Source organism: Flavobacterium rivuli WB 3.3-2 = DSM 21788, from assembly GCF_000378485.1.
GTDB lineage: Bacteria > Bacteroidota > Bacteroidia > Flavobacteriales > Flavobacteriaceae > Flavobacterium > Flavobacterium rivuli.
The window spans coordinates 60300-83055 of the sequence record NZ_KB899974.1 but is presented as its reverse complement, the minus strand read 5'-3'; the positions used below and the strand labels follow the sequence as shown (position 1 = coordinate 83055).

Annotated in this window: 16 protein-coding genes; 13 read left to right on the top strand and 3 right to left on the bottom strand. The window is 40.0% G+C overall.

The window, feature by feature from the left end:
- Positions 1-36: 36 nt before the first annotated feature.
- Together F565_RS0117330 and F565_RS0117325 are read right to left on the bottom strand one after the other, a co-directional pair.
- The gene (locus F565_RS0117330; protein ID WP_035642558.1) at positions 37-810 is read right to left on the bottom strand and encodes a phosphatase PAP2 family protein; all 774 of its coding nucleotides are present in this window, start codon (positions 808-810) and stop codon (positions 37-39) included.
- Positions 811-886: 76 nt separating this feature from the next.
- Complete coding sequence (locus tag F565_RS0117325) at positions 887-2914, bottom strand: LTA synthase family protein (RefSeq protein ID WP_020214511.1); 2028 nt, start codon at positions 2912-2914, stop codon at positions 887-889.
- A gap of 330 nt (positions 2915-3244) precedes the next feature.
- Between F565_RS0117325 and F565_RS0117320 the strand changes: the two genes are divergently transcribed.
- Both F565_RS0117320 and F565_RS0117315 read left to right on the top strand, forming a co-directional pair.
- The gene (locus F565_RS0117320) at positions 3245-3619 is read left to right on the top strand and encodes a hypothetical protein (protein WP_020214510.1); all 375 of its coding nucleotides are present in this window, start codon (positions 3245-3247) and stop codon (positions 3617-3619) included.
- Positions 3620-3735: 116 nt separating this feature from the next.
- The gene (locus tag F565_RS0117315; protein WP_026300138.1) at positions 3736-5091 is read left to right on the top strand and encodes a sigma-54-dependent transcriptional regulator; all 1356 of its coding nucleotides are present in this window, start codon (positions 3736-3738) and stop codon (positions 5089-5091) included.
- Positions 5092-5159: 68 nt separating this feature from the next.
- On the opposite strand, the gene F565_RS0117310 is transcribed toward F565_RS0117315, so the two are convergent.
- Complete coding sequence (locus F565_RS0117310) at positions 5160-6335, bottom strand: T9SS type A sorting domain-containing protein (protein ID WP_020214508.1); 1176 nt, start codon at positions 6333-6335, stop codon at positions 5160-5162.
- A gap of 409 nt (positions 6336-6744) precedes the next feature.
- Between F565_RS0117310 and F565_RS0117305 the strand changes: the two genes are divergently transcribed.
- The 11 genes from F565_RS0117305 to F565_RS0117260 all read left to right on the top strand — a co-directional run bounded on the left by F565_RS0117305 (position 6745) and on the right by F565_RS0117260 (position 22732).
- Positions 6745-7026, top strand: a complete 282-nt coding sequence (locus F565_RS0117305; protein WP_020214507.1) for a DUF7674 family protein — start codon at positions 6745-6747, stop codon at positions 7024-7026.
- 104 nt (positions 7027-7130) lie between these two features.
- Positions 7131-7208, top strand: coding sequence for a K(+)-transporting ATPase subunit F (kdpF, locus tag F565_RS22750; RefSeq protein WP_081621360.1), 78 nt, complete (start codon positions 7131-7133; stop codon positions 7206-7208).
- A 29-nt stretch (positions 7209-7237) separates the two neighbouring features.
- Positions 7238-8926 carry a potassium-transporting ATPase subunit KdpA gene (kdpA, locus tag F565_RS0117300; RefSeq protein ID WP_020214506.1) on the top strand — a complete coding sequence of 563 codons (1689 nt, stop codon included), beginning with the start codon at positions 7238-7240 and terminating at the stop codon, positions 8924-8926.
- 13 nt (positions 8927-8939) lie between these two features.
- Complete coding sequence (gene kdpB / locus F565_RS0117295; RefSeq protein ID WP_020214505.1) at positions 8940-10976, top strand: potassium-transporting ATPase subunit KdpB; 2037 nt, start codon at positions 8940-8942, stop codon at positions 10974-10976.
- Between the two features lie 13 nt (positions 10977-10989).
- Positions 10990-11550 carry a K(+)-transporting ATPase subunit C gene (locus F565_RS0117290; RefSeq protein WP_020214504.1) on the top strand — a complete coding sequence of 187 codons (561 nt, stop codon included), beginning with the start codon at positions 10990-10992 and terminating at the stop codon, positions 11548-11550.
- 84 nt (positions 11551-11634) lie between these two features.
- Complete coding sequence (locus F565_RS0117285) at positions 11635-13011, top strand: outer membrane beta-barrel protein (RefSeq protein ID WP_081621358.1); 1377 nt, start codon at positions 11635-11637, stop codon at positions 13009-13011.
- A 165-nt stretch (positions 13012-13176) separates the two neighbouring features.
- Positions 13177-14277 (top strand): porin, encoded by a 1101-nt coding sequence (locus F565_RS0117280; RefSeq protein ID WP_020214502.1) that lies wholly within the window; start codon positions 13177-13179, stop codon positions 14275-14277.
- A complete protein-coding gene (locus tag F565_RS0117275) occupies positions 14277-15404 on the top strand; it encodes a histidine kinase (protein WP_020214501.1) in 1128 nt (375 codons plus the stop codon). Before F565_RS0117280 ends, F565_RS0117275 begins: the two co-directional genes overlap by 1 nt.
- Before the next feature lie 2 nt (positions 15405-15406).
- On the top strand, positions 15407-17128 hold the full coding sequence (locus F565_RS0117270; protein WP_020214500.1) for a sensor histidine kinase: 1722 nt from the start codon (positions 15407-15409) through the stop codon (positions 17126-17128).
- A gap of 540 nt (positions 17129-17668) precedes the next feature.
- Positions 17669-20752, top strand: coding sequence for a SusC/RagA family TonB-linked outer membrane protein (locus F565_RS0117265; protein ID WP_020214499.1), 3084 nt, complete (start codon positions 17669-17671; stop codon positions 20750-20752).
- 18 nt (positions 20753-20770) lie between these two features.
- A complete protein-coding gene (locus tag F565_RS0117260; protein WP_020214498.1) occupies positions 20771-22732 on the top strand; it encodes a RagB/SusD family nutrient uptake outer membrane protein in 1962 nt (653 codons plus the stop codon).
- Positions 22733-22756 lie beyond the last annotated feature (24 nt).

Genomic DNA, 22756 nt, shown 5'->3' with positions numbered 1-22756 from the left:
ATAATTAGTTCATTTTTAATTTGAAAAAGTATAATCTTAAAATTGAACAACCATACCCACCCCCACCTGGCTGCCATTGTAAAATGGCATCATAGATGTTGATACGTTACTATCTTTCTGACCAAATAGTTTATCTTTTAAAAATGGGCTAACCCAGTATGCTATCTTAGTACTTAGTATACCAATACCTGCACCGGCTGCTACATCGCTAAGCCAGTGGCGGTTATTATATACCCTGAAAGCCCCCGTACCTGTTGCAATTAAATAACCTGATATACCATACCATACAGACTCATCTTTATACTCCTGCCACATAAACTCTGCACCGGCAAAAGCATTGGCAGTATGGCCAGACGGAAAAGAGTTTGCGGTGGTACCATCCGGCCTCATTTCGTGTGTTAACGATTTTAAGCTAAATACTGTAGTGCTTAAAATAAGATATGACGTTGCCATTATTAGTGCCTGGTCTTTATAGGTATTTTTACTTTTTACACCCAGTGCATGCAATGCAAATACAGATGCCATAGGTACATATTGAGAAAAGTCGTCTATCGTTAATTTATTGTCTATATCTTCAGTTACTTCTTTTTGTAACTGACGGTTAAAACTTTTAAGTTGTCCACTTTCCAGCGCATAGGTTCCATACCCTATTAATACACCGGGAATAATAAGTTGTTTATAATTAAATTTTAAGTTACCTGTTTTTGGTTTGCAAATAATAACGGTATCTGTAGTGGCATTTACAAAGCTTTGGCTGTGAGTAATTGTGGCGGTAAGCAACAGCCACAATAGCATAAGTGATTTAAACATAAGATAAAAATTTAGGGTGTTAAGTTCCTGTCCACCCATAAGCAGGCAGGCTCTACGTAATTTTATCTCATATAATTTAGTTGGTTTTTTTTAAAGTGTTAGCTGCAACAAAGACATTATGTGCGGGTTGCTCTCTAAGTAGTTTATGTACAAATAAATAATCAGCGCTCTGATACCATGAGATAGCTTCGTTTAAAAAGGGCTTATTCATTGTTTGCAGCGTAAGGTTGTTGTCTTTTACGTTATAATTATAGAAGTGCTGTTTCTTCTGGTCACTAAGTATCAATACCTTATTATCCTTCATAAGTGTAAGTTTTCGGTACGTGCCCATAAGCGCCCTGTTAGTAAACTGTGATTGTAATACATCTTTACCAAAAAAGTTAGAACTATAATCCCAATGCAACAGCGCGAACAAAGTAGGAAAAAGATCTATTTGCGAGCACTGTTTGGTAATTTTCTCATTAATCCCATTAGGCAGGTTGTATATCATGGCAGGTATATGATAGTTAGCCACATCTATTTCATCCTTACCGGCACTACTGGCGCAATGGTCGGCTATTAATACAAATACCGTATTTTTAAACCACGGTTTTGTTTTGGCCTCGCGAAGCATTTGCCCCACTGCATAATCGGCATATTTTACGGCACCATCGCGCCCCGTACCCGATGGAATGTCTATTTTTCCTGCCGGATATGTATAGGGTTTATGGTTACTGGTAGTCATCACAAAATTAAAAAAAGGCTCACCTTTAGCATAATGCTCATCGGCAACTGCTATCATTTTTTTATAGATGTCGCCGTCGCAAATTCCCCACGCATTTTCAAAGGTTACATCTGTATCTTCAATATGGTGACGGGTGGTTTTAATATCATCGCTTAGCACACTGCCGTGCCCGCGGTCGTAAATTGTAAAACCATTACCGCCAAAATAACTGTTCATATTGTCGAAATAGCCATCGCCTCCATAAAAAAAGTTGCTTTTATAATCATGTTCTTTAAAGACCGATTGTACTGTAAGCAGCCCGTGATTATCGGGGCGTTTTACAATGCTTTGACCCGGTGTGGGTGGTATACATAGCGTTACAGCCTCCATACCCCGCACAGTACGGGTTCCTGTTGCATATAGGTTACTAAACAGTATACTATTTTGTGCCAGCGCATCCATATTAGGCGTTATGTTTTTGGCATTGCCAAACTCTGCCATAAATGAGGCGCTCATGCTTTCCATCAATATAAAAACCACGTTAGGCTTGGCTTCTACACCTGTATTATCTACATTTCTTAGTATAGAATTTCCCTGATCTTTAAATTGCGAACTGGTTTCTTTAACCTCATTGCGCGCCATAGCAAAAGCTTTCGAATCGCTTATTGTTGTATAGAAATCGGCGTAGTCCATACGGTTATTCCTAAATTCTGCAAAAAAGGAATAAATGCCTGCCTTCGAAATCTCATTATTGTAACGGTTAGCAGACCATTCGGCATCAGTATTTTTAATAAAAGTTATGTAAAAGAACATTACAGCCGCGGCAGAAGCAAGTGCCACAGCCCTTTGCCTAAAAGAAACCTGTGTTGTAAACGTAGCTTTAAAGATGCCTTTTTTTACTAATATAAATAATATAAGAGCCGTTACCGCTACCACACCACCAAGTAACACCGGTAACGGATACGACTCCTTAATGTTACTTATAACCTCGTTTGTATATATTAAATAATCTACTGCTATAAAATTAAAACGGGTGCGAAACTCCTCCCAAAAAGTAATCTCGGCAAAAAATGTAAATGCCAGCACCAGTATTGTAAGTGTAAAGAAAAAATAGGTAAGCGATTTATCTGCCACAGAACCTATAAAGCGGTTAGGAAGTAAAAAAACATAAAGCACAGATGGTAATGCAATAAAGCTGCATACACCAAGATCAAAAAATAATCCGGCTGCCATAGTTTCTATAAATGCAAATGGCTGCCACGAAACCTCATTATATTGCCATATAAAAAACACAAGCCTGAGCAGGAACGACAACAGTAAAAAACCTGCTATAAAATTATATAGAAGTCCAAACCTTTTAGAAACTCTAATCCCTGATTTAATTGATTTATTAATATTCATGTCCGCTGTATTATATGACAAAATAACGGCGGCGAAACGGCTAAATTGGCTGAGCAACTTGAGTTTAAGCTAATCTTAAGAGTAGCTGAGACAATGAGACTTTATTAAATTAAAATAATTATAATTTAATAAAAGTTCATTTAATCGCTACATCAGTATCTCGTGAAGTGTTTTTCTTTTTTATATATTTTAAAAAAATGTACAAAAATCATTAGATTTCTTTAAGAAAGAATACTAAAATATTCGCTTAAGATTTAACTTATCATAACGTTAAATGTATAATTTAAAGTGCGGTTTAAGAGTATCTTCGCAATCCCAAAAAAACATATTGTGGCTGCTGACTCACTAAAAACTACACTATTTCTTATTCCCGGCGGGCAGGAACTTTCCTTACCAGACAATGGCGCTAAATTTGCAAAAGCACTCCGCCACTCTGTCCTTACTAAAAAGGCACAGATTATAATGCTTGCTGATAATGCTCTTGTACCCGAGGAAACGGTGCAAACCGCCCAACAATATAAAAATGTGCTGCTTATAGAATCTGATGTGATTGTTACGGAACAGGACGCCTGGCAGGTTTTAGAGCAGATGTTAGAAGGGCATTTACCCGTTATTTCTTCTTTTGGGTTTGATTACCAGGTTGTACAATTAGAATTTATAAATGTTAAGTACGAAGATTTTGAAAGGCTTGCAAAATTTATGTAACTGATATTTGCACTGTCTCATTTTACAGCTTATAATTTTAATAACTTTGTGGCTTATTACCATTGCTTATTCTGCAGGCATCGCTACTCCGCCAACCATTAATCTTATACCTTGCTGTGAAAAAAATCCTTATAATTGATGATGAAGAAAAATTAAGAACCCTCATGGCGCGCATTATAAGCCTGGAGGGGTTTGATGTAATACAGGCAGCCGACTGTAAGTCTGGTTTAAAAAAACTTGAGCAAAACAATATAGATGTTGTATTATGCGATGTTAAGCTACCCGATGGCAACGGTGTAGACCTTACCGCTATAATTAAACAAAAGGCGCCGCATACAGAGGTTATTTTACTTACAGCTTATGGTAGTATCCCGGATGGCGTACAGGCTATAAAGAATGGTGCCTTCGACTATATTGTAAAAGGAGACGATAACAATAAAATTATCCCACTGATACATCGCGCTATAGAGAAAAGCGAGCTTACCCAACGTGTCTCCCAACTTGAAGCTCAACTCGAAACTAAATTTTCTTTTGAAGGGATTATAGGTACATCAAAATCCATTCAGGAAGCTATAGAACTTGCTAAAAAAGTGGCACCTATAGATACTACGGTGTTGCTTACCGGCGAAACCGGAACCGGTAAAGAGGTGTTTGCCAATGCCATACACCAGTCCGGCAACCGGAAAAATAAAAATTTCGTAGCTATTAACTGCTCGGCATTTAGCCATGACCTTTTAGAGAGCGAAATGTTTGGCCATGCAGCAGGAGCATTTACAGGAGCCACAAAAGATAAAAAAGGCTTATTTGAAGAAGCCCACAACGGCACCATATTTCTGGATGAAGTGGGCGAAATGCCGTTAGACCTTCAGGCAAAGCTGCTCCGTGTTATAGAAAATGGGGAGTATATTAAAGTAGGAGAAAGTAAAATAACCAAAGTCAATGTTCGTATTATTGCAGCTACCAACCGCAATTTTGCACGGGAAATAGAAGCAGGAAACTTTAGGCAGGACCTCTACTACAGGCTGTCTATTTTCCAGATACAATTGCCGTCATTAAGGCAGCGTGTACCTGATATAGAGCCTCTTGCAAAATATTTTCTCAAAATATTCAGCCTTAAAACCAATAAAAAAATCACAACCCTCTCTCCTGATTTTGTCCAGATACTCAAACTGCACAACTGGCCGGGTAACATACGCGAACTTAAAAATAGTATAGAGCGTAGCGTTATTTTAGAGAATAGTAACACCCTTACCCCTGCCAGCTTACCTTACGAAATGCAACAGCTTACAGATCAGGATACTTCGACCGGAGAGCCTAAAATATTATCGGCATTTTCATTAGCATCTGCCGAAAAAATACATATCCAAAAGGTTATGAATCATACCAATGGCAATAAAACCGAAACTGCGCGCCTGCTTGCTATTGCTCTTACTACCCTTTACAGAAAGCTTGACGAGTATAAAATACAATAGATAAAAAACCTGCAAGGCCTTGCTGACCTTGTAGGTTAGTAAAAAAGTTAGATATATTATGGTATGCTCTAATTAGTTATGATTAATTTCCCGGTTGTTGTACCTTCAAAATTCTTTGCTTTATAAATGTAAAGCCCTTTACTTAGTGATGATATATCTATTCGGGAAGTGTTATCCTGATCCTGAACAAACAAAACCGACTGCCCTGAAAGCGAAAACATCTCAAAACTAAAACTTCCGGTAGCTGTTCCAAAATCTAAAGATATGAACTGTGAAGCCGGATTAGGAAATACGTTCAGAGCAGTTTTATTTTTACCTGCTACACCTGCGATTGTCTCTGAACATTCCCATGCTACAGTAGCACCTCCGTTTCCACTAAAAGTATTTTGGTCAATAGTAGTATTTGTTACCGCATATACGCAATTTCTTACGTGTATACCATCTTGGGCGCTGTTGTTAATGGTGTTGTTTGTAATGATACAGCCATCTTCGCCACCCACATTATTCTGGAAAGTAATGCCATGAAGATTATGTGTGTCGTTAATGGTACAAAACTGTATATCAGCACCGTTTACATCGTCAATACCTATCCCGCCTACACCACGCAGGCTCACGTTATTTTCGTTGAATAATGAGTTGCGTACAGTGCAATTATCGCTTCCCAGGTCGATTGTTAGACCTTCACCATGATTTAAAAAGCAATCTGCTGTTGTGATAGTGGTTTCCGGGCTATTGTTTTGAGAAATACCCACCCAGCTATTGTGGTGAGAAGTTATACCGGTAAGCTCTGTGCTAACAGCGCCGTCAAGTAAAATACCCGATCTCCAGCTTGCAGGCCCACCGGCGCTATTGTTTCCACAATCTGAAACATTTATATTTATAAGGTGGTTATTGTCTGAAAAAACCATGATCCCTGGGCCACCCTGGTCCTGCCCCAGCAACCTAAAGTCGCGGAGCGTACAGCCATTGATGCCATCCTGTATTACAAAAGCTGCAACATCGGCAGTTGCTCCATTTGTCTTTTGGATAATAGTACCGATACCTAGGCCTTGAATTGTAAGTAATTTATTTACAGTAACCGTTTGTGAAACATAATAAGTACCGGCCTGCAGGTCTATGGTGCTGCCGGGACTTGCACTATTAATAACAGCCTGAAGGTTATCTGTTCCCGGGGGTACTATTACCGCAAAGGCATTAATTGCCTTAAGGCAAATGAGCAATGTTATACTAATAAATTTTTTCATTTCATGTATAGGTTTCGTTAAGCTTGTTATTATATACTACTTATTTGCAGCAACTACAACGTTTTCAAAATTAGGTCGGTTTCAATCATGTAAATCATTAAAATGGTTCAATATGTATACAAAATGTATAATTTTAAATTTTTACCTTGCTAAATAGAGCCGTTGAACGAAAATGTCGAAAAAAGAAATTAATGGGCCCCTCTTTTAATTTCAATATCGTATTAATTTTAAATAAGATTGACGCGACCCTATCATTTTAAAAGTATCAACCCTATCAAAACGATAGGGTTTTTTATTTGGCACACCCTAAACAATTACTCAAACCACTGCAATACAAGCAACTAAAGGTTACTATTTAATAGGGGCATGCTAATTGGCTTTACTGGTACAAACACAAAATGTTTATATCATGAAAAACAAAGCTTTAAACGTTTATGCTAAAGCACAAAAGTTTGCCGACCTAACCACCACCCTCATCATTAAAGGTAATATCCGCAGGGCTAAAAAATGCCTTGATATAGCCGAACTGCTTTTTACTACAGGCAGTAACGAAACAAGGAATGCTATAGGTAATATCTATGTAAACTCGGTTTCAACCTTTATGGAAATACACCATTGCAGCATTGCCAGGCTTTTCCCGGATACCCTTCATGCCGAATATGTAAAACAGGTAAACGCATCGGGCGTATAAATAAATCAGGTTATGCTACTCACAATAATTCTTACAGCAACAGGTATACTCCTGTTTGCCCTTTGCTTTAAAGCCATCGATTTTTTCGATAAAATGTAATCACCATGACAGCACTTCTCATTATTGCCATTTTTGTTTTTGGGTACATCTGTTACGTACTCATAAAACCCGAAAAATTTTAGCCTCACGGCATAATCTTTAACCCCTACTCATGAATACTGAAATTTTAGGAATTATAATTGTTTTCGTCCTTACGGTGGCACTGGCAATACCGCTGGGCAAATACATAGCCCGTGTGTACCGGGGCGAAAAAACAATTACCGATGTTATTTTTAACCCCATCGAAAAAATACTGTTCCGCTTTTGCGGAATTAACCCTGCCGAAGAAATGGGTTGGAAACAGCACCTTAAAGTACTGCTCACCATAAACTTTGTATGGTTTTTACTAAGCATGTTTGTGCTTATGTGCCAGGGATGGCTTCCCTTAAACCCGGATAACAACCCCGGCATGACCGCCGACCTTGCCTTTAACACCGCAATATCTTTTGTAGTAAACTGCAACCTGCAGCACTACAGTGGCGAAACGGGATTAAGTTATTTTGGGCAATTATTTTTAATGTTTTTGCAGTTTGTATCGGCAGCCACGGGGCTTGCCGCAGCTGCAATATTATTCAACGCACTTAAAGAACGCACCACAGAAAAACTGGGTAACTTTTATGTGTATTTTTTAAAATCACTTACGCGCATACTATTGCCCCTGTCTATTATAGTAGCAACGTTATTAGCCTTTAACGGCACCCCAATGACGTTTGAAGGCAAACAAAAAATGGTTACGCTGCAGGGCGAATCGGTTGATGTTTCTACAGGTACGGTTGCCGCTTTTACCGCCATCAAGCATATAGGTACAAACGGTGGCGGTTTCTTTGGGGCTAACTCGGCGCACCCGCTGGAAAACCCGAATTACTTTACCAATATGGTAGAGCTTGCAGCCCAAATGATCGTGCCTTTTGCCATGATATTTGCCTTAGGTTTCTACCTCAACCGAAAAAAATTATCCCTCATGATCTTTGGGGTAATGACCGTAGGTTTCTTACTCCTGGCAGTACCAACGGTTATGGCAGAAATGAACGCCAACCCTGCCCTAACAAGGATGGGTATTGACACGAGTATGGGAGCGACCGAGGGTAAGGAAGTACGCTTTGGTGCAGCAGCTTCCGGTTTTTGGAGTATAGCAACTACAGTTATCTCTACAGGATCTGTAAATTCTATGCACGATAGCGCCATGCCGATATCCGGGTTAATGCAGCTGCTTGCTATGATGGTTAACTGCTTTTACGGCGGTTGCGGTGTAGGGCTGCTTAACTTTTACATCTTTATTATCCTCTCAGTATTTATAAGCGGACTGATGGTAGGGCGTACCCCCGAATTTCTTGGCAAAAAAATAGAAGCACGCGAAATGAAAATAGCTATGGTTATTGCATTATTGCATACCCTGCTTATCCTGAGTGGAACAGCTTTGTCTACCGCATTGCCGGAGCTTGGCGCAAGCACACTTAACAATCCCGGTTTTCATGGCTTTAGCGAAATACTGTATGAGTTTACATCTTCATCGGCTAATAACGGTAGTGGATATGAAGGCCTGGGCGATAACAACCCGTGGTGGAACATTACAACAGGAGTTGTCCTTTTACTGTCGCGCTTTTTGCCCATAATTGGCCCCATTGCCATAGCAGGTATACTGGCATCTAAGAAGCATGTGCCCGAAAGTGCCGGTACACTAAAAACCGATACTTCTACTTTTGGACTGATGGTATTTGCGGTAATTTTTATTATTGCTGCGCTGTCCTTCTTCCCTGCCCTGGCACTTGGCCCCATAGCCGAATATTTTTCACTTGCTTAATTTATAACAGAAAATGAAAACCCAAAATAAATCGCTGTTCCAGAAAGAACTGGTGCTTGAGGCATTAAAACAGTCGGTCATAAAACTGAATCCTAAAAGCCTTATCAAAAATCCTATCATGTTTACGGTAGAGATAGGCACCGCAGTAATGCTTGCTGTTTGCATCTGGATACTTACCGGAGAGCAAAGCCAGGGCAGTTTTGCTTACAACTTTGTAATATTCATAGTGCTGCTGTTCACGCTGTTGTTTGCCAATTTTGCCGAGGCCATTGCCGAAGCCCGTGGTAAAGCCCAGGCCGACAGCCTGCGCAAGACCCGCGAAGAAACCCCTGCTAAAAAAATAGAGCCTGTAGGCGAAATATATTTAGACGAAGTAATTGTAGTGCCCTCGTCTACGCTTGTAAAAGGCGATGTGTTTTTATGTGAGGAAGGTGATATTATACCTACCGACGGTGAAATTATAGAAGGCATTGCCACAATAGATGAAAGCGCCATTACCGGCGAAAGCGCCCCTGTAATACGCGAATCGGGTGGTGACAAAAGTTCGGTAACCGGTGGTACAAAGGTACTTTCTGACAGGATTAAAGTACGCGTTACTACAGAGCCCGGCGAAAGCTTCCTTGATAAAATGATAGCTCTTGTAGAAGGTGCTTCCCGACAAAAAACACCTAACGAGATTGCACTTACCATACTGCTTGCAGGCTTTACGCTCATCTTTATCATTGTATGCGTTACGTTAAAACCCTTTGCCGATTTTTCTAAAGCACCTATAACCATTGCCGCTTTTATAGCGTTGTTTGTGTGCCTTATCCCTACAACAATAGGTGGTTTGTTATCTGCCATTGGTATTGCGGGTATGGACAGGGCCTTGCGTGCCAATGTAATAACAAAAAGTGGCAAGGCGGTAGAAACTGCAGGCGATATAGATGTATTGCTTTTAGATAAAACCGGAACCATAACTATAGGTAACCGTAAGGCTACACATTTTTACCCTGCCGATGGAGTAGATGAAAAAACGTTTATTGAAGCAGCCGTAATAAGTTCGTTGCTCGATGAAACTCCTGAGGGCAAATCAATTATAGAACTGGCTGGCGTTGACCCTAAATTCAGGGCAAAAGATTCGGTATTTATAAAATTTACGGCTGAGACAAGAAGTTCCGGTGCCGATGTTGCCGGACGCAGGATTCGTAAAGGCGCATCAGATTCCATAAAAAACCTCGTAGAAAAAGCAGGAAACCCTTTCCCTAAAATGATACAGGATAAAGTGGCCGAAGTTGCAGGAAACGGCGGTACACCACTGGTTGTGAGCGAAAATGAAAAGGTACTTGGCGTTATAGAGCTTCAGGATATTATTAAAACCGGCATACAGGAACGCTTTGAAAGGCTGCGTAAAATGGGCGTTAAAACCGTAATGGTTACCGGCGACAACCCTCTTACCGCACGCTTTATTGCCGAAAAAGCCGGAGTAGACGATTTTATTGCAGAGGCCAAGCCCGAAGATAAAATGAACTATATAAAAGAGGAGCAAATGCGGGGCAAACTTGTTGCCATGATGGGAGATGGTACTAACGATGCCCCGGCACTTGCCCAAGCCGATGTGGGTGTTGCCATGAACAGCGGTACTCAGGCAGCTAAAGAGGCCGGTAATATGGTAGACCTTGATAACGACCCTACAAAACTTATTGAAATTGTTGAGATTGGCAAGCAGCTCCTAATGACCCGCGGTACACTTACTACCTTTAGCATTGCAAATGATGTTGCCAAGTATTTCGCCATCATTCCGGCATTGTTTATTACCGCGATCCCTGCCTTACAGGGGCTTAACATCATGAACCTGCACAGCCCTGAGAGTGCTATACTATCCGCGGTAATTTTTAATGCAGTTGTTATCCCGTTCCTTATCCCGCTTGCGCTTAAGGGAGTTGCTTACAAGCCTATAGGGGCATCGGCATTACTTCGCCGCAACTTGCTTATCTATGGTTTGGGAGGTGTTATCGTTCCGTTTATTGGCATAAAACTTATTGATGTTGTTGTTGCCTTATTCATTTAAAAATTAAAACATTATGAAAAATACATTTTTACAGGCCATAAAACTTTCATTAGCATGCCTGATTTTATTATCCGGAATTTATACACTCTTAATTTTTGGCATTGCTCAGGCTGCGCCTAATCATGGCAAAGGCGAAGTGGTCTCTGCCAATGGCAAAACTTACTACGCCAATATTGGTCAGTCATTCACTTCAGATAAATATTTTAATTCGAGGCCGTCAGCCGTGGCATACAATGCGGCAGGTTCCGGAGGCAGTAACAAAGGGCCATCTAACTCTGAGTATCTTGCTGAGGTGCAAAAACGTATTGATACCATTTTAATCCTGAACCCCGACATGAAACGCAGCGCCATCCCTGCCGACCTTGTTACAGCCAGTGGCAGTGGTTTAGACCCTCATATCTCTGTGCTGGCGGCAAAATTCCAGATAAAACGCATTGCAAAAGCTAGGAACATTAAAGTTAACCAACTGGAAACCTTAATTGAGAATCATACCGAAAAAGCACTGCTTGGCTTATTTGGACCAGAGAAAATTAACGTATTGGAATTGAATATAGCGCTGGATAAACTGAAGTAGTAGCTTTCAAAATTTATTTAAACCTACAAGGTTCTAAAAACCTTGCAGGTTAATCAAAAACAAAAAACAACTTAATTAAACAAAATGAGAACACTAAGCACATTTGTAATGCTTTTTATTATTACTGTGGGTATGAACGCGCAGGACACAATTACAAAAAAAATTCCGTTTGACGGTATGGACCTTACCTGGATAAACGGACAGAACAGGCAAAAAAACTTTCCGCTTACCTTAAAGGATAAAGATGGCGAAACTATACTAACAGGCGTTACCTATCTTGATACCTATTACAATTACAACTTTGCAAACCCTATAGATAATACCCAAACCATATCGGCTACAATGGGGCGCCATAACGAGTTTACCGTTAACCTTGCCAGCATAGGTTTTGAAACCAGTTATAAAAATATCATTGGCCGTGTATGGCTACAGTACGGTCAAATGGCATCGGTAGTAAATGATGTGGACGGATCTGTGAACAGAGGCCGCAATACAAGCATCAACAACCTTAAATACATACGTGAAGCCGCAGCAGGTTACCATTTTGATGTATGGCATGGCATTAATGTAGAGATGGGTATATTTATGAGCTACATAGGCCTTGAAAGTTATGTAACGCAGGAAAACTGGAACTACCAGCGTAGCATGCTGTGCGACTTTACACCATTTTATTTTACAGGTGCACGTGTACAGATGTTCCCTGCCAAAAACCTTAAAACAGAGGTTTGGTTACTAAACGGCTGGCAGAGCTACAACAGCTTTAGCAAAGGACCCGGCTTAGGGAGTTCTACTTACTACCGCCCTACAGAGAACCTGCAGCTTGTGGCTAACTTTTACTTAGGTAAAGACACCCAGAACCCCGATGTTATGGGCAATCAGTCTAAAAGACAGCGTTTTCACCACGACAACAGTGTTGTGGCACGTTATTACAAAAATTCGGAATCAAAAGGAATATCGCAAATGGCGTTCAGCTTAAATTCACACTATGGTTTCCAGAGCAATAACCAGGCCGGCGATATTGTAAAAGCTAAAGATAACTTTATGCTGGGTAGCTCTTTGGCAAACCGCATCTGGTTTAATAAAAACAAACTGGCACTGACACTGAGGGCAGATTATATGACCAACCAGTCGGTAGTAAATGGTGTAAATACATCACCTTACCTTGCCTTTACCCCTGCAGCTACAGGCGATGTACCTAACAACTATGATGAGGCAATTGTCAATGGCGATAAACTAAAAATATTCCAATTTACATCTACCTTCGATGTTATGCCAAGCGACTATGTTACCTTCAGGCTGGAATATGGTTACAGGAGCAGCAACATACCTTATTTTACAGGGCATGGCGGAACAACATCGGCCAGCGGATGGACAAACGGCCCTGTAAGTGATTCGCCTTGGGCAGCCGTACTAAAAAAGAATGAAAACAGGATTACCCTTGCCGTTAACTTCAGGCTATAAACTGTGGATACAGAAAAAGAAATAAAAGAAAACAATGTACAGCATTTTTTCGACCTGATACAAAAGTCGCGAATAGCAACGAAAAAAATATAATTTGGATGACTTGAAAGGGAAACAGCCGCGACTTTTAATTGAAATTTATACAGGCGTTAAACAACTTGAAGCATGAATAGCCTAACAAATTTAGCCCTAATGTTGTGTTTTACTGTAACAGCAGCAAGAGCACAAACAGATACATTGCAGGTTATACCACCGTTGCAGGTACCATTTTTAAAAATAAGCGGATATATAGAAACCTATTATTCATACGATTTTAATACTCCTGAAAACAATACACGTTCCGGCTTTATGTATTCGCACAACAGACATAATGAAGTAACCTTGAATTTAGGCCTTATAAACGCAACGTATAATAATGACAAGTTTAGGGCCAGCCTTGCCATCATGGCAGGTACTTACACAAATGCTAATCTTGCTGCTGAAGGAAGTACCCTGAAAAACATTTATGAAGCCACCGCAGGTATAAAAATCTTCCGGAACAGCAATCTCTGGATTGATGCCGGTATTTTTACCTCACACATTGGCTTTGAAAGTGCCATAGGAAAAGATTGCTGGACATTAACCCGTAGTATTTCTGCAGAAAATTCGCCTTACTATGAAAGCGGGGCAAAATTATCATACACATCAGTTTCCGGAAAATGGTTTGTAAGTGCACTTGTACTTAACGGCTGGCAGCGTATACAGAGGGTAGATGGAAATAAAACTATTGCCTTTGGCCACCAGCTAACATATAAGCCAAATGCAAAAGTTATGCTAAACAGCAGCTCGTTTGCAGGCAATGATAAACCTGATAATGATAAGAGGATGCGCTACTTTCATAACTTTTATGGGCAGTTTATGGTAAACGAGAAATTAGGAATTATAGCAGGGTTTGACATTGGGGCCGAGCAAAAAGCTAAAAACAGTAAGAGTTATTACAGCTGGTACACGTCTGTATTTATAGTTAAATACTCCATTAACAAAGCGTCTATAAGTGCACGCTGCGAATATTACGCTGATGAACATGGGGTAATTATAAACACCGGTACAGATAATGGATTTAAAACCTTTGGTTACTCGTTAAACTTCGATTACACTATTTACAGCAATGTTGTGTGGAGGATAGAGGCACGTAAACTAAACAGTAAGGAGGCTATCTTTACTAAAGATGGCAATGCAACTAAAAATAATGCGTTTGTTACAACCGCACTGGCAATATCATTTTGATGAATAGCGAAAAAGAAAACAATGTACAGCATTTTCTCGACCTGATACAAAAGTCGCGAAAAGGAAAGTTTAAAGTCTACATCGGCATGAGTGCCGGTGTAGGCAAAACTTTCAGGATGCTGCAGGAAGCGCATACCCTGTTACGAAACGGCATCGATGTAAAGATAGGGTTTATAGAAACCCATAACCGTAAAGAAACACACGACCTTCTCGACGGGCTGCCTATTGTACCCAAGCGTTCGCTTTTTTACAAAGGCAAGCACCTTGAAGAAATGGATTTGCAGGCAATTATTAACCTGCGCCCGGAGGTTGTTATTGTAGATGAACTTGCCCACACTAATATTGAAGGCAGCAAAAATGAGAAGCGTTGGCAGGATGTAATGGAGATACTGGATGCAGGAATTAACGTGATAAGCGCAGTTAATATTCAGCATATTGAGAGTTTAAATGATGATGTGAGGGAGATTACAGGTATTGAAGTTAAGGAGCGTATACCTGATAGTGTACTTAAAGCAGCAGATGAAGTAGTTAACATAGACCTTACTGCTGATGAGCTTATTGAACGTTTAAAAGAAGGCAAAATTTATACCGAAGACAAGATAGCCCAGGCGTTGAAAAACTTTTTTCAGTCGGGGCATATATTGCAGCTGCGGGAACTGGCACTTAAGGAGGTTGCCAGCCAAGTAGAGCGAAAAGTAGCGACCGAAATTTCAGGCACAACAACATTTAAGCAGGAACGATTGTTAGCATGTATAAGCAGCAATCATATTACCGCTAAAAAAGTATTGCGCAAGACCGCACGCCTTGCTAACCATTACCATAGCAAATGGTACGTGCTGTATGTGGAAACTCCCGATGAAGCCGCCGATAAGATTGCGCTCGACAAACAGCGGCACCTCATCAACAATTTTAAACTGGCGACAGAACTGGGTGCCGAGATCATTAAAGTAAAGAGCCACCGCATTGCAAAAACCATTACAGAGCAGGCCGACATGCGAAAAATCACCACGATATGCATTGGCAAACCGCACCTTACATTGCTGCGGGTAATTTTATCGACAAACATTTTCAACGAACTTTTAAATAAGCTATCTTCGAGTGATATAGACCTCATCATTCTATCCTGAACATGAAAATAAAAACCAAACTTATCCTGGCAATGGGATTGCTGTTTATGCTGATACTTGCACTATCTGCTTTGGCTATCCGCCAGGTAAACCTGCTCGCGCAGGACACTAAAAACATACTGGTAGCCAATTATAAATCGCTGGATTATTCGCGCAATATGTATAAGCTGCTTGATAATGATGCCAACGAGATATCGTCATTTGAAAAATTCCAGATTGCGCTCGACGGGCAGAAAAATAACGTTACCGAGATAGGCGAACAGGAATTAACTGCAGACCTGCAGGAAGATTTTAATGCCCTTTTAAAAAAGCCCGATGATTCGGCCCTTAAAAATAAAGTGCGGAGCGACCTTAACAGCATCATGAAACTAAACATGGATGCCATTAAACGCAAGGGAGACACTGCCGGGAAAACCGCAGAAAACTCCATACTCTGGATATCCATAACCAGTTCATTTTGCCTTATGGTAGGCTTTACACTTATTGTAAACCTACCGGGATATATTGCCAACCCAATACGCGACCTTACCGAAAGTATAAGGGAAATTGCAGCCAAAAACTATTCGCGCAGGGTAAATGTAAATGGCAATGATGAGTTCTCTGTACTTACACGATCATTCAACACTATGGCACAAAAGCTACAGGAATATAACGACAGCAATCTTGCCAAATTAATGATGGAAAAACAGCGTATAGAAACCCTTATAAGCAATTTGCACGATCCTGTTATTGGCCTCGATGAAAAACATAATATCCTGTTTATAAACGACGAAGCCCTTAAAATTTCCGGGTTAAAGAAAGAGAAAATTATAGGTAAGCCCAGCCAGCAGATCGCGCTGCAAAACGACCTTATGCGATCGCTGTTGCAACATTTAGCTACAGCGACCCAAAAACAGGAAACCCTTAAAATTTATGCAGATAACAAAGAAAGCTATTTTGAAAAACAGGTCGTGCCAATAAGCATTATCCCTACAGGAGAAACCGATGTAAAGCCTATAGGGTCGTTCATTATTTTAAGGAATATAACGTCTTATAAAGAATTAGATTTTGCCAAGACAAGTTTTATAGCAACGGTATCGCATGAGTTTAAAACACCGATAGCATCTATGAAAATGAGTCTGCAATTACTTAAAAATGATAAGACCGGCGACCTTAACGAAGAACAGAAAAACCTTGTAGACAGCATTAAGGACGATACCGAAAGGTTGTTGCGTACTACAGGCGAATTACTGAACATTACACAGGTAGAAACAGGCAAAACGAGCATTGATATTGCTGCCTGCGAACTGGATACACTGGTTAACGAAGCTGTAGAAGCGAACAAACAACAGGCAATTGCCAAACAGATAACTATTAAAGAACATCTATTATCGGGGTTTCCTGAAATTTTGGCCGATGCTCAAAAAACAACCTGGATCATTTCTAACCTTATTTCAAATGCTATCAGATATTCGTATGAGAATTCTGTTATACAGGTATTATCAAGAGAATATAAAGGAAATATAGAGCTGACGGTTAAAGACAACGGTACGGGAATTGCCGATAATTACCTGCCCAAGATATTTGATAAATACTTTCGTGTTCCGGGAACACAAAAAGAAGGAACCGGGCTTGGGCTTGCCATAAGCAAAGAATTTATGGATGCACAGGGAGCTACCATCAAAGTAAAAAGCACACCCGGAGAAGGCAGCGAGTTTACACTGATTTTTAAAAAGGCGTATTAGTTTAAAATTTATGAACTTTGGTTTAATACTATCGACCAATTGCTTTAATAATTCTTTCTTCCTGAATTAATACATCACACTCTAATGAGCCTTGCCTCCACGTTTCATTTAATTATCAATAATGCTAATAGTACCTCCTTCAGCAAATGTAAAATTTGTTACTGTTTTAAGCCTGCATATATGTGCTACATAACACGTTAAACAGGAAGCCAAAATTATTATATAATTGCAAAATCTCATAGCAAGCTTTTCTTAAAATAGGGCTATTAAAGCGTTGTGTATGTTAAATTATGTATGACTGATAATTAAAATGTATTATTTTTTTTTACTTCACAAAAATACATCTCTACGAAAACGATATATGTAGAACCCCAGTGTTTACTGGGATTTTTACATATATCGTTCTTAACGTAGTAACTATAACGATGTAAATAACGTTATAAACACCCATTGACAGGATAGCACAGGATAGCGATATGTTAATGAAAAGTTTATTTTGTGGTTAAATATTTATTTTTTGTAACCATAAATTATTAACTCATGAAAAAAATTACAAAATGCTTTTTTTTCAGATTCCTGGTAATCTTCCTGACCATGCTTCCTGCGTTTTCGTACGCACAGGGGCAAACTGTTCAGGGAACTGTACTGGATTCTGGTGGAGGACCAATACCGGGAGTCAACGTTTTGGTTAAAGGAACAAACAAAGGCGTACAAACAGATTATGATGGTAAATTTGCTATAGAAGCTGCCAAAGGAGATATTTTGGTACTGTCTTTTGTGGGTATGGAAACCCAGGAAGTTACAGTTTCTGATAAAACAGATTACAGCGTTACCTTAAAAGACGGTTCTGCCGAGCTTGAAGAGGTAGTTGTAGTAGGATACGGACAAAGAAAAAAATCGGATGTTACGGGTGCTATTACAAGCGTAAGCGCAAAAGATATAGCGTCGAGGCCGGTAAACAATACGCTTGAGGCCATACAGGGTAAGGCTGCCGGTGTAGATATTACATCGAGCCAGCGCCCCGGTACCCTTGGTGCCATTACCATTCGTGGTGTACGTTCGCTAACCGCTTCTAACAGCCCGTTATATGTGGTAGATGGTATCCCGTTAACTTCCGGCGGTATAGAAAATCTTAACCCGTTAGACATTGAGGCTATAGACATCCTTAAAGATGCTTCCTCTACGGCTATTTATGGTTCGCGTGGTGCTAATGGTGTTGTAATTGTAACTACTAAGAGAGGTAAGAACGGAAAATTAAACATTGGCCTAAGCTACTCTACAACCATAGAAACGCTTGTAGACAGAATGGACATGATGAACGCTTCTGAGTATATTACTTTTAGGCGTTGGGCAAGATATTACTCTAATCCTACTACTTTTCCAAGGGGTGACCAGCCTACTTTAGCCAATGACCAGGCAATATTTTTAGCATCGTCAGATCCTTCTGCTTTTGCAAATATTAACAAGGGTTGGGAGTCTGGCACATGGGACGGCTCTAAAGTACAAACTACTGATTTTAGAGATTTTGTAACCCAAACAGGAGTAACTAACCAATACTCTCTAAATGTAAGCGGCGGTACAGATAAAATTAAGGCTTTCGGGTCTTTTGGATACCTTGATAACAAAGGTACTGTGGTGGGCCAGAGCTATAAAAGATATACCGGTAAAACGAGTGTAGACATCAATGCTACTAAATGGTTCTCTTTTGGTACAACGTTAAATGCAAGTTACGGCGTTCAGCAATACGGCCAGTCTACCGCTGGGCGAAGCAGCCTTGTTAATACAGGTGGGTTGTATGATACTGCCCGTGCCATATTTCAATATGCTGTACCTTATGATGCTGATGGCAACCGTATAGAGTTTCCCGGTGGAGATGATGGTGTAAAAACAGTAATAGATGAGGTTAACTACTCTCAGGATGAGCGTGTAAATACAAGGATATTTGGTAGCTTTTACTCTCAATTAGATTTTGGTGCTATGTGGGAGCCGCTTGCAGGCTTAAAATACCGCATAAACTTTGGCCCGGACCTTTCTTTTAACCGCAATGGCCTTTACCTTGACAAAAAATCGGTAACACGTGCCGGTTCAAGTTATGCATCTATTAATTCTAACAACGACCTGTCTTATACGTTAGACCATCTTATATTTTATAACAAGCAATTTGGCAGGCATACGCTGGACTTTACATTACTGCAAAGTGAAACAAAGTACAAGTATGAATATAACAGTATGGCAGCAAACAATGTACCATTTACTTCGCAAAAATGGGATGCTCTTAATAATGCTAACGTTACCCTTTCATCTTGGGGTTCCGGCTTAACAGAGAAACAATTACTATCTTACATGGGGCGTGTTAATTACACTTTTAATGATAAGTATAATTTTACAGCATCCGGCCGCTGGGATGGTGCATCGCAGTTAGCCCCGGATAACAGATGGTCGTTCTTTCCAAGTGCAGCAGCAGCCTGGACTATGAAAAAAGAGAAATTTCTCGAAAACACCAACTGGGTAAACAATTTAATTTTACGTTTGGGCGTGGGTGTAACTGGTAACTCTGCCATAGACCCTTATTCTACTAAAGGGCCACTAACATCAATAAACTACCCTAATGGGGCAAGCCTTCTTCCGGGCACAGTACCATCTACAACGCTTGCTAACCAAAACTTAGGGTGGGAAAAAACTACAGCTTATAATATTGAGGCAGAATTCTCTTTATTTAATCAAAGGGTAAGAGGTACACTGGATTTTTATACTGCTAAAACGACGGACCTGCTTTTGTTAAAAAACCTGCCTACTGTTGCAGGGGCTATTAATACGTATGCTAACGTAGGAGAAACAAAGAGTAACGGTATAGATCTTACTCTTAGTACTACAAACCTGGAGTTTGGTAAATTTTCATGGGATACATCATTTAGCGTATCATACCAAAACAACAAAATTGTAACCCTTTCTAACGGTAAATTTGACGATATACAAAACAACTGGTTTATAGGTGAGCAGTTGGGTGTTATATATGGCTACAAATCTAATGGCCTTTGGAAAGAATCTGACGCTGCAGAGATGGCACTATTTAATGCTAACGGGCATAACTTTACACCGGGTACGGCAAGGCCGGCAGATATTAATGGCGACCATAGAATAGACGCTAATAACGACCGCGTTATTGTGGGTAACACATTACCTAAATTTGTAGGTGGTGTAACAAACACTTTTAAATATGGTGACTTCGAGCTTTCTATATTTCTTTATGGCAGGTTAGATTATACTTATAATACTGGTGGTGAAGCACAAACAGGACGCTTTAACCAACGAAAAATTGATTATTACACAGAAGTTAACACTAATGCCGAATATCAAAAACCGGTATTTACAGCTGGTACAGGCGACCCGTATGCTACTACTTTAGGTTATAAAGACGGTTCGTTTATAAGGATACGAAATATTTCGTTAGGATATAATTTCCCTAAATCAGTTACCGACAGGTTAGGAATAAGCGGTTTAAGATTATATGCACAGGTAATCAATCCCGGCTATATTTATTCTCCAATTGATTTTAGAGATATGGATACAGATAGCACTACTTATAACAGAGGATTTGTTTCAGGACTTAATTTTGAATTCTAAGATTTTAAAAAAAATATTATGAAAATACTTAAAACGAAATATAGATACATAAGCTTAGCACTGCTTTTAGCAACTTTGCCTGTAATACAATCCTGTAATAAAGATTTTCTTGACGAAGAACTCACAACACAGAGAAATACTGAATTTTATAAGACCGAAGAAGGGATCCAGTCGTTGGCAGAAGGTGCTTATTACCGTGTACTGGCACTACCCTTTACGAACGAAAACCAGTACACATCTTTAAATTATGGTACAGATGAGTTTGTTATAGGTGGAGATGACTCTAATGGTGTATGGAACAACTACTCTGTTGCTTTACAGTCCAGCATAAACGCTATTAATAGTAATACTGTAGCTTCGAATGAACAGTGGGACATGCTTTATCTTGGTATAAATGTATGCAACCAGTTAGTTACCTATGCTACAGATATAGAATCTGTAAACCCTGCCATTAAACAGGTTGCTTTAGGCGAAGGTTATTTTTTCAGGGCATTCAGCTACCTGCGTTTAGTAAGGCAGTTTGGCGGTGTGCCATTAAAACTTAATGTTAGTACAACTGTAGAAACAGAGTTTAGCCGTGCTACCGCAGAAGCCGTTTACACCCAGATCATTTCTGATTTTACAAAAGCATACGAGTTGTTGCCTAATGCCGGAGGTTCATCAAAAGTTACTAAAGATGCTGCTGCACACTTTCTTGCAAAAGCTTACTTAAGCCGTGCAAGCGAAATAAACGATTCATGGAACAGTGCTACAAAACAGGCCGACCTTAACCAGGTACTTACATTAAGTAACGAGGTTATTGGCAACCACGCCCTTGCTACTAATTATGCCGACCTGTGGAGGTACACCGCCCCTAACAGTGCTAATGAGTCTTTGCCTGAAATAATTTTGTCTGCACAGTTTACAAATGACCTTGGTGCATCGGCAGCTAACTTTTCGTGTACATCATTTGCTGCAAAATACGATGATTTACCTTTCATGAAAAGAGATTTAACAGGTATGCGCCCTTATACAAGGTTAGCACCCTCTTATTTTACTTATGAAATTTACGACGGTATAAACGATTCAAGATTCTGGAAAAGCTTCCGTACAAAACACCGAGTAAACAATGCATCCGGTACTACGTATGTAAATGGCGATTTAGGTATCATGTACATTATCAACAACAAAAATGATAACACTTTTGCCCAGACAAAATACTTAAATACAATTGTATACACCACAACCGGTAAAACTATACCATCTGTTTACGTAGCCCATGCATCAGACGGCAGGTCGCTGTTAAGCGAGCCTCGTTTTCCATCACTTTCTAAACATTTTGATGCATCAAGGTTGCAGGTTAATGATACCCGTGGGTACCGTGATGGTATTGTTGCCCGTTCTGCCGAAACCTATTTAATGGCTGCCGAAGCAAACATAAGGTTAGCTGCAACAGGTGGAGGCGGATCGTACACAGAAGCATTAAACTTAATAAATACAGTACGCACCCGTGCAGCATTTAAAGGTGGCGAAGTTCGTAGTGCTTATGTAGATGGCGGAGGTGCCTATGCATCGTCTCCATTAAACCAGCCTGTAGCAAGTAACTCTTACATGCCGGAAAATTCATATTTCGAATCTACACACCTTGCCCCTACTACAGATGCAACTACATTAAACATAGGCAGTATAAGTAGTTTACCTGCAGAAGATGAAGCTGTTATCACTACACTTGGATACTCGTCTGATTATGACCGTATGCTTTGTTTAGTACTTAACGAGCGTGCAAGAGAATTGTGTGGCGAGTACCTGCGCTGGGAAGATTTATCAAGAACAAAAACACTGGTAAAACGTGTTCAGGCTTACAACCCTACAGCAGCTCCTAACATTAGGGATTTTCATAACTTAAGGCCAATACCACAAACGTTCCTTGACCTTATTACTGCTAATGGCAGTCCGCTTTCGCCGGACCAGAAACAGGCAATGCAAAACCCCGGTTACTAATTTACTTATTTAACCTTAAGGTTA

Bases quoted from the DNA above. Each gene is read 5' to 3' on its own strand.
- F565_RS0117310 (WP_020214508.1), bottom strand. From the start codon at position 6,335: ATGAAAAAATTTATTAGTATAACATTGCTCATTTGCCTTAAGGCAATT.
- F565_RS0117285 (WP_081621358.1), top strand. From the start codon at position 11,635: ATGAGAACACTAAGCACATTTGTAATGCTTTTTATTATTACTGTGGGT.
- F565_RS0117325 (WP_020214511.1), bottom strand. From the start codon at position 2,914: ATGAATATTAATAAATCAATTAAATCAGGGATTAGAGTTTCTAAAAGG.
- F565_RS0117330 (WP_035642558.1), bottom strand. From the start codon at position 810: ATGTTTAAATCACTTATGCTATTGTGGCTGTTGCTTACCGCCACAATT.
- F565_RS0117265 (WP_020214499.1), top strand. From the start codon at position 17,669: ATGAAAAAAATTACAAAATGCTTTTTTTTCAGATTCCTGGTAATCTTC.
- F565_RS0117260 (WP_020214498.1), top strand. From the start codon at position 20,771: ATGAAAATACTTAAAACGAAATATAGATACATAAGCTTAGCACTGCTT.
- F565_RS0117305 (WP_020214507.1), top strand. From the start codon at position 6,745: ATGAAAAACAAAGCTTTAAACGTTTATGCTAAAGCACAAAAGTTTGCC.
- F565_RS0117290 (WP_020214504.1), top strand. From the start codon at position 10,990: ATGAAAAATACATTTTTACAGGCCATAAAACTTTCATTAGCATGCCTG.
- F565_RS0117275 (WP_020214501.1), top strand. From the start codon at position 14,277: ATGAATAGCGAAAAAGAAAACAATGTACAGCATTTTCTCGACCTGATA.
- F565_RS0117270 (WP_020214500.1), top strand. From the start codon at position 15,407: ATGAAAATAAAAACCAAACTTATCCTGGCAATGGGATTGCTGTTTATG.
- kdpA (WP_020214506.1), top strand. From the start codon at position 7,238: ATGAATACTGAAATTTTAGGAATTATAATTGTTTTCGTCCTTACGGTG.
- F565_RS0117280 (WP_020214502.1), top strand. From the start codon at position 13,177: ATGAATAGCCTAACAAATTTAGCCCTAATGTTGTGTTTTACTGTAACA.
- kdpF (WP_081621360.1), top strand. From the start codon at position 7,131: ATGACAGCACTTCTCATTATTGCCATTTTTGTTTTTGGGTACATCTGT.
- kdpB (WP_020214505.1), top strand. From the start codon at position 8,940: ATGAAAACCCAAAATAAATCGCTGTTCCAGAAAGAACTGGTGCTTGAG.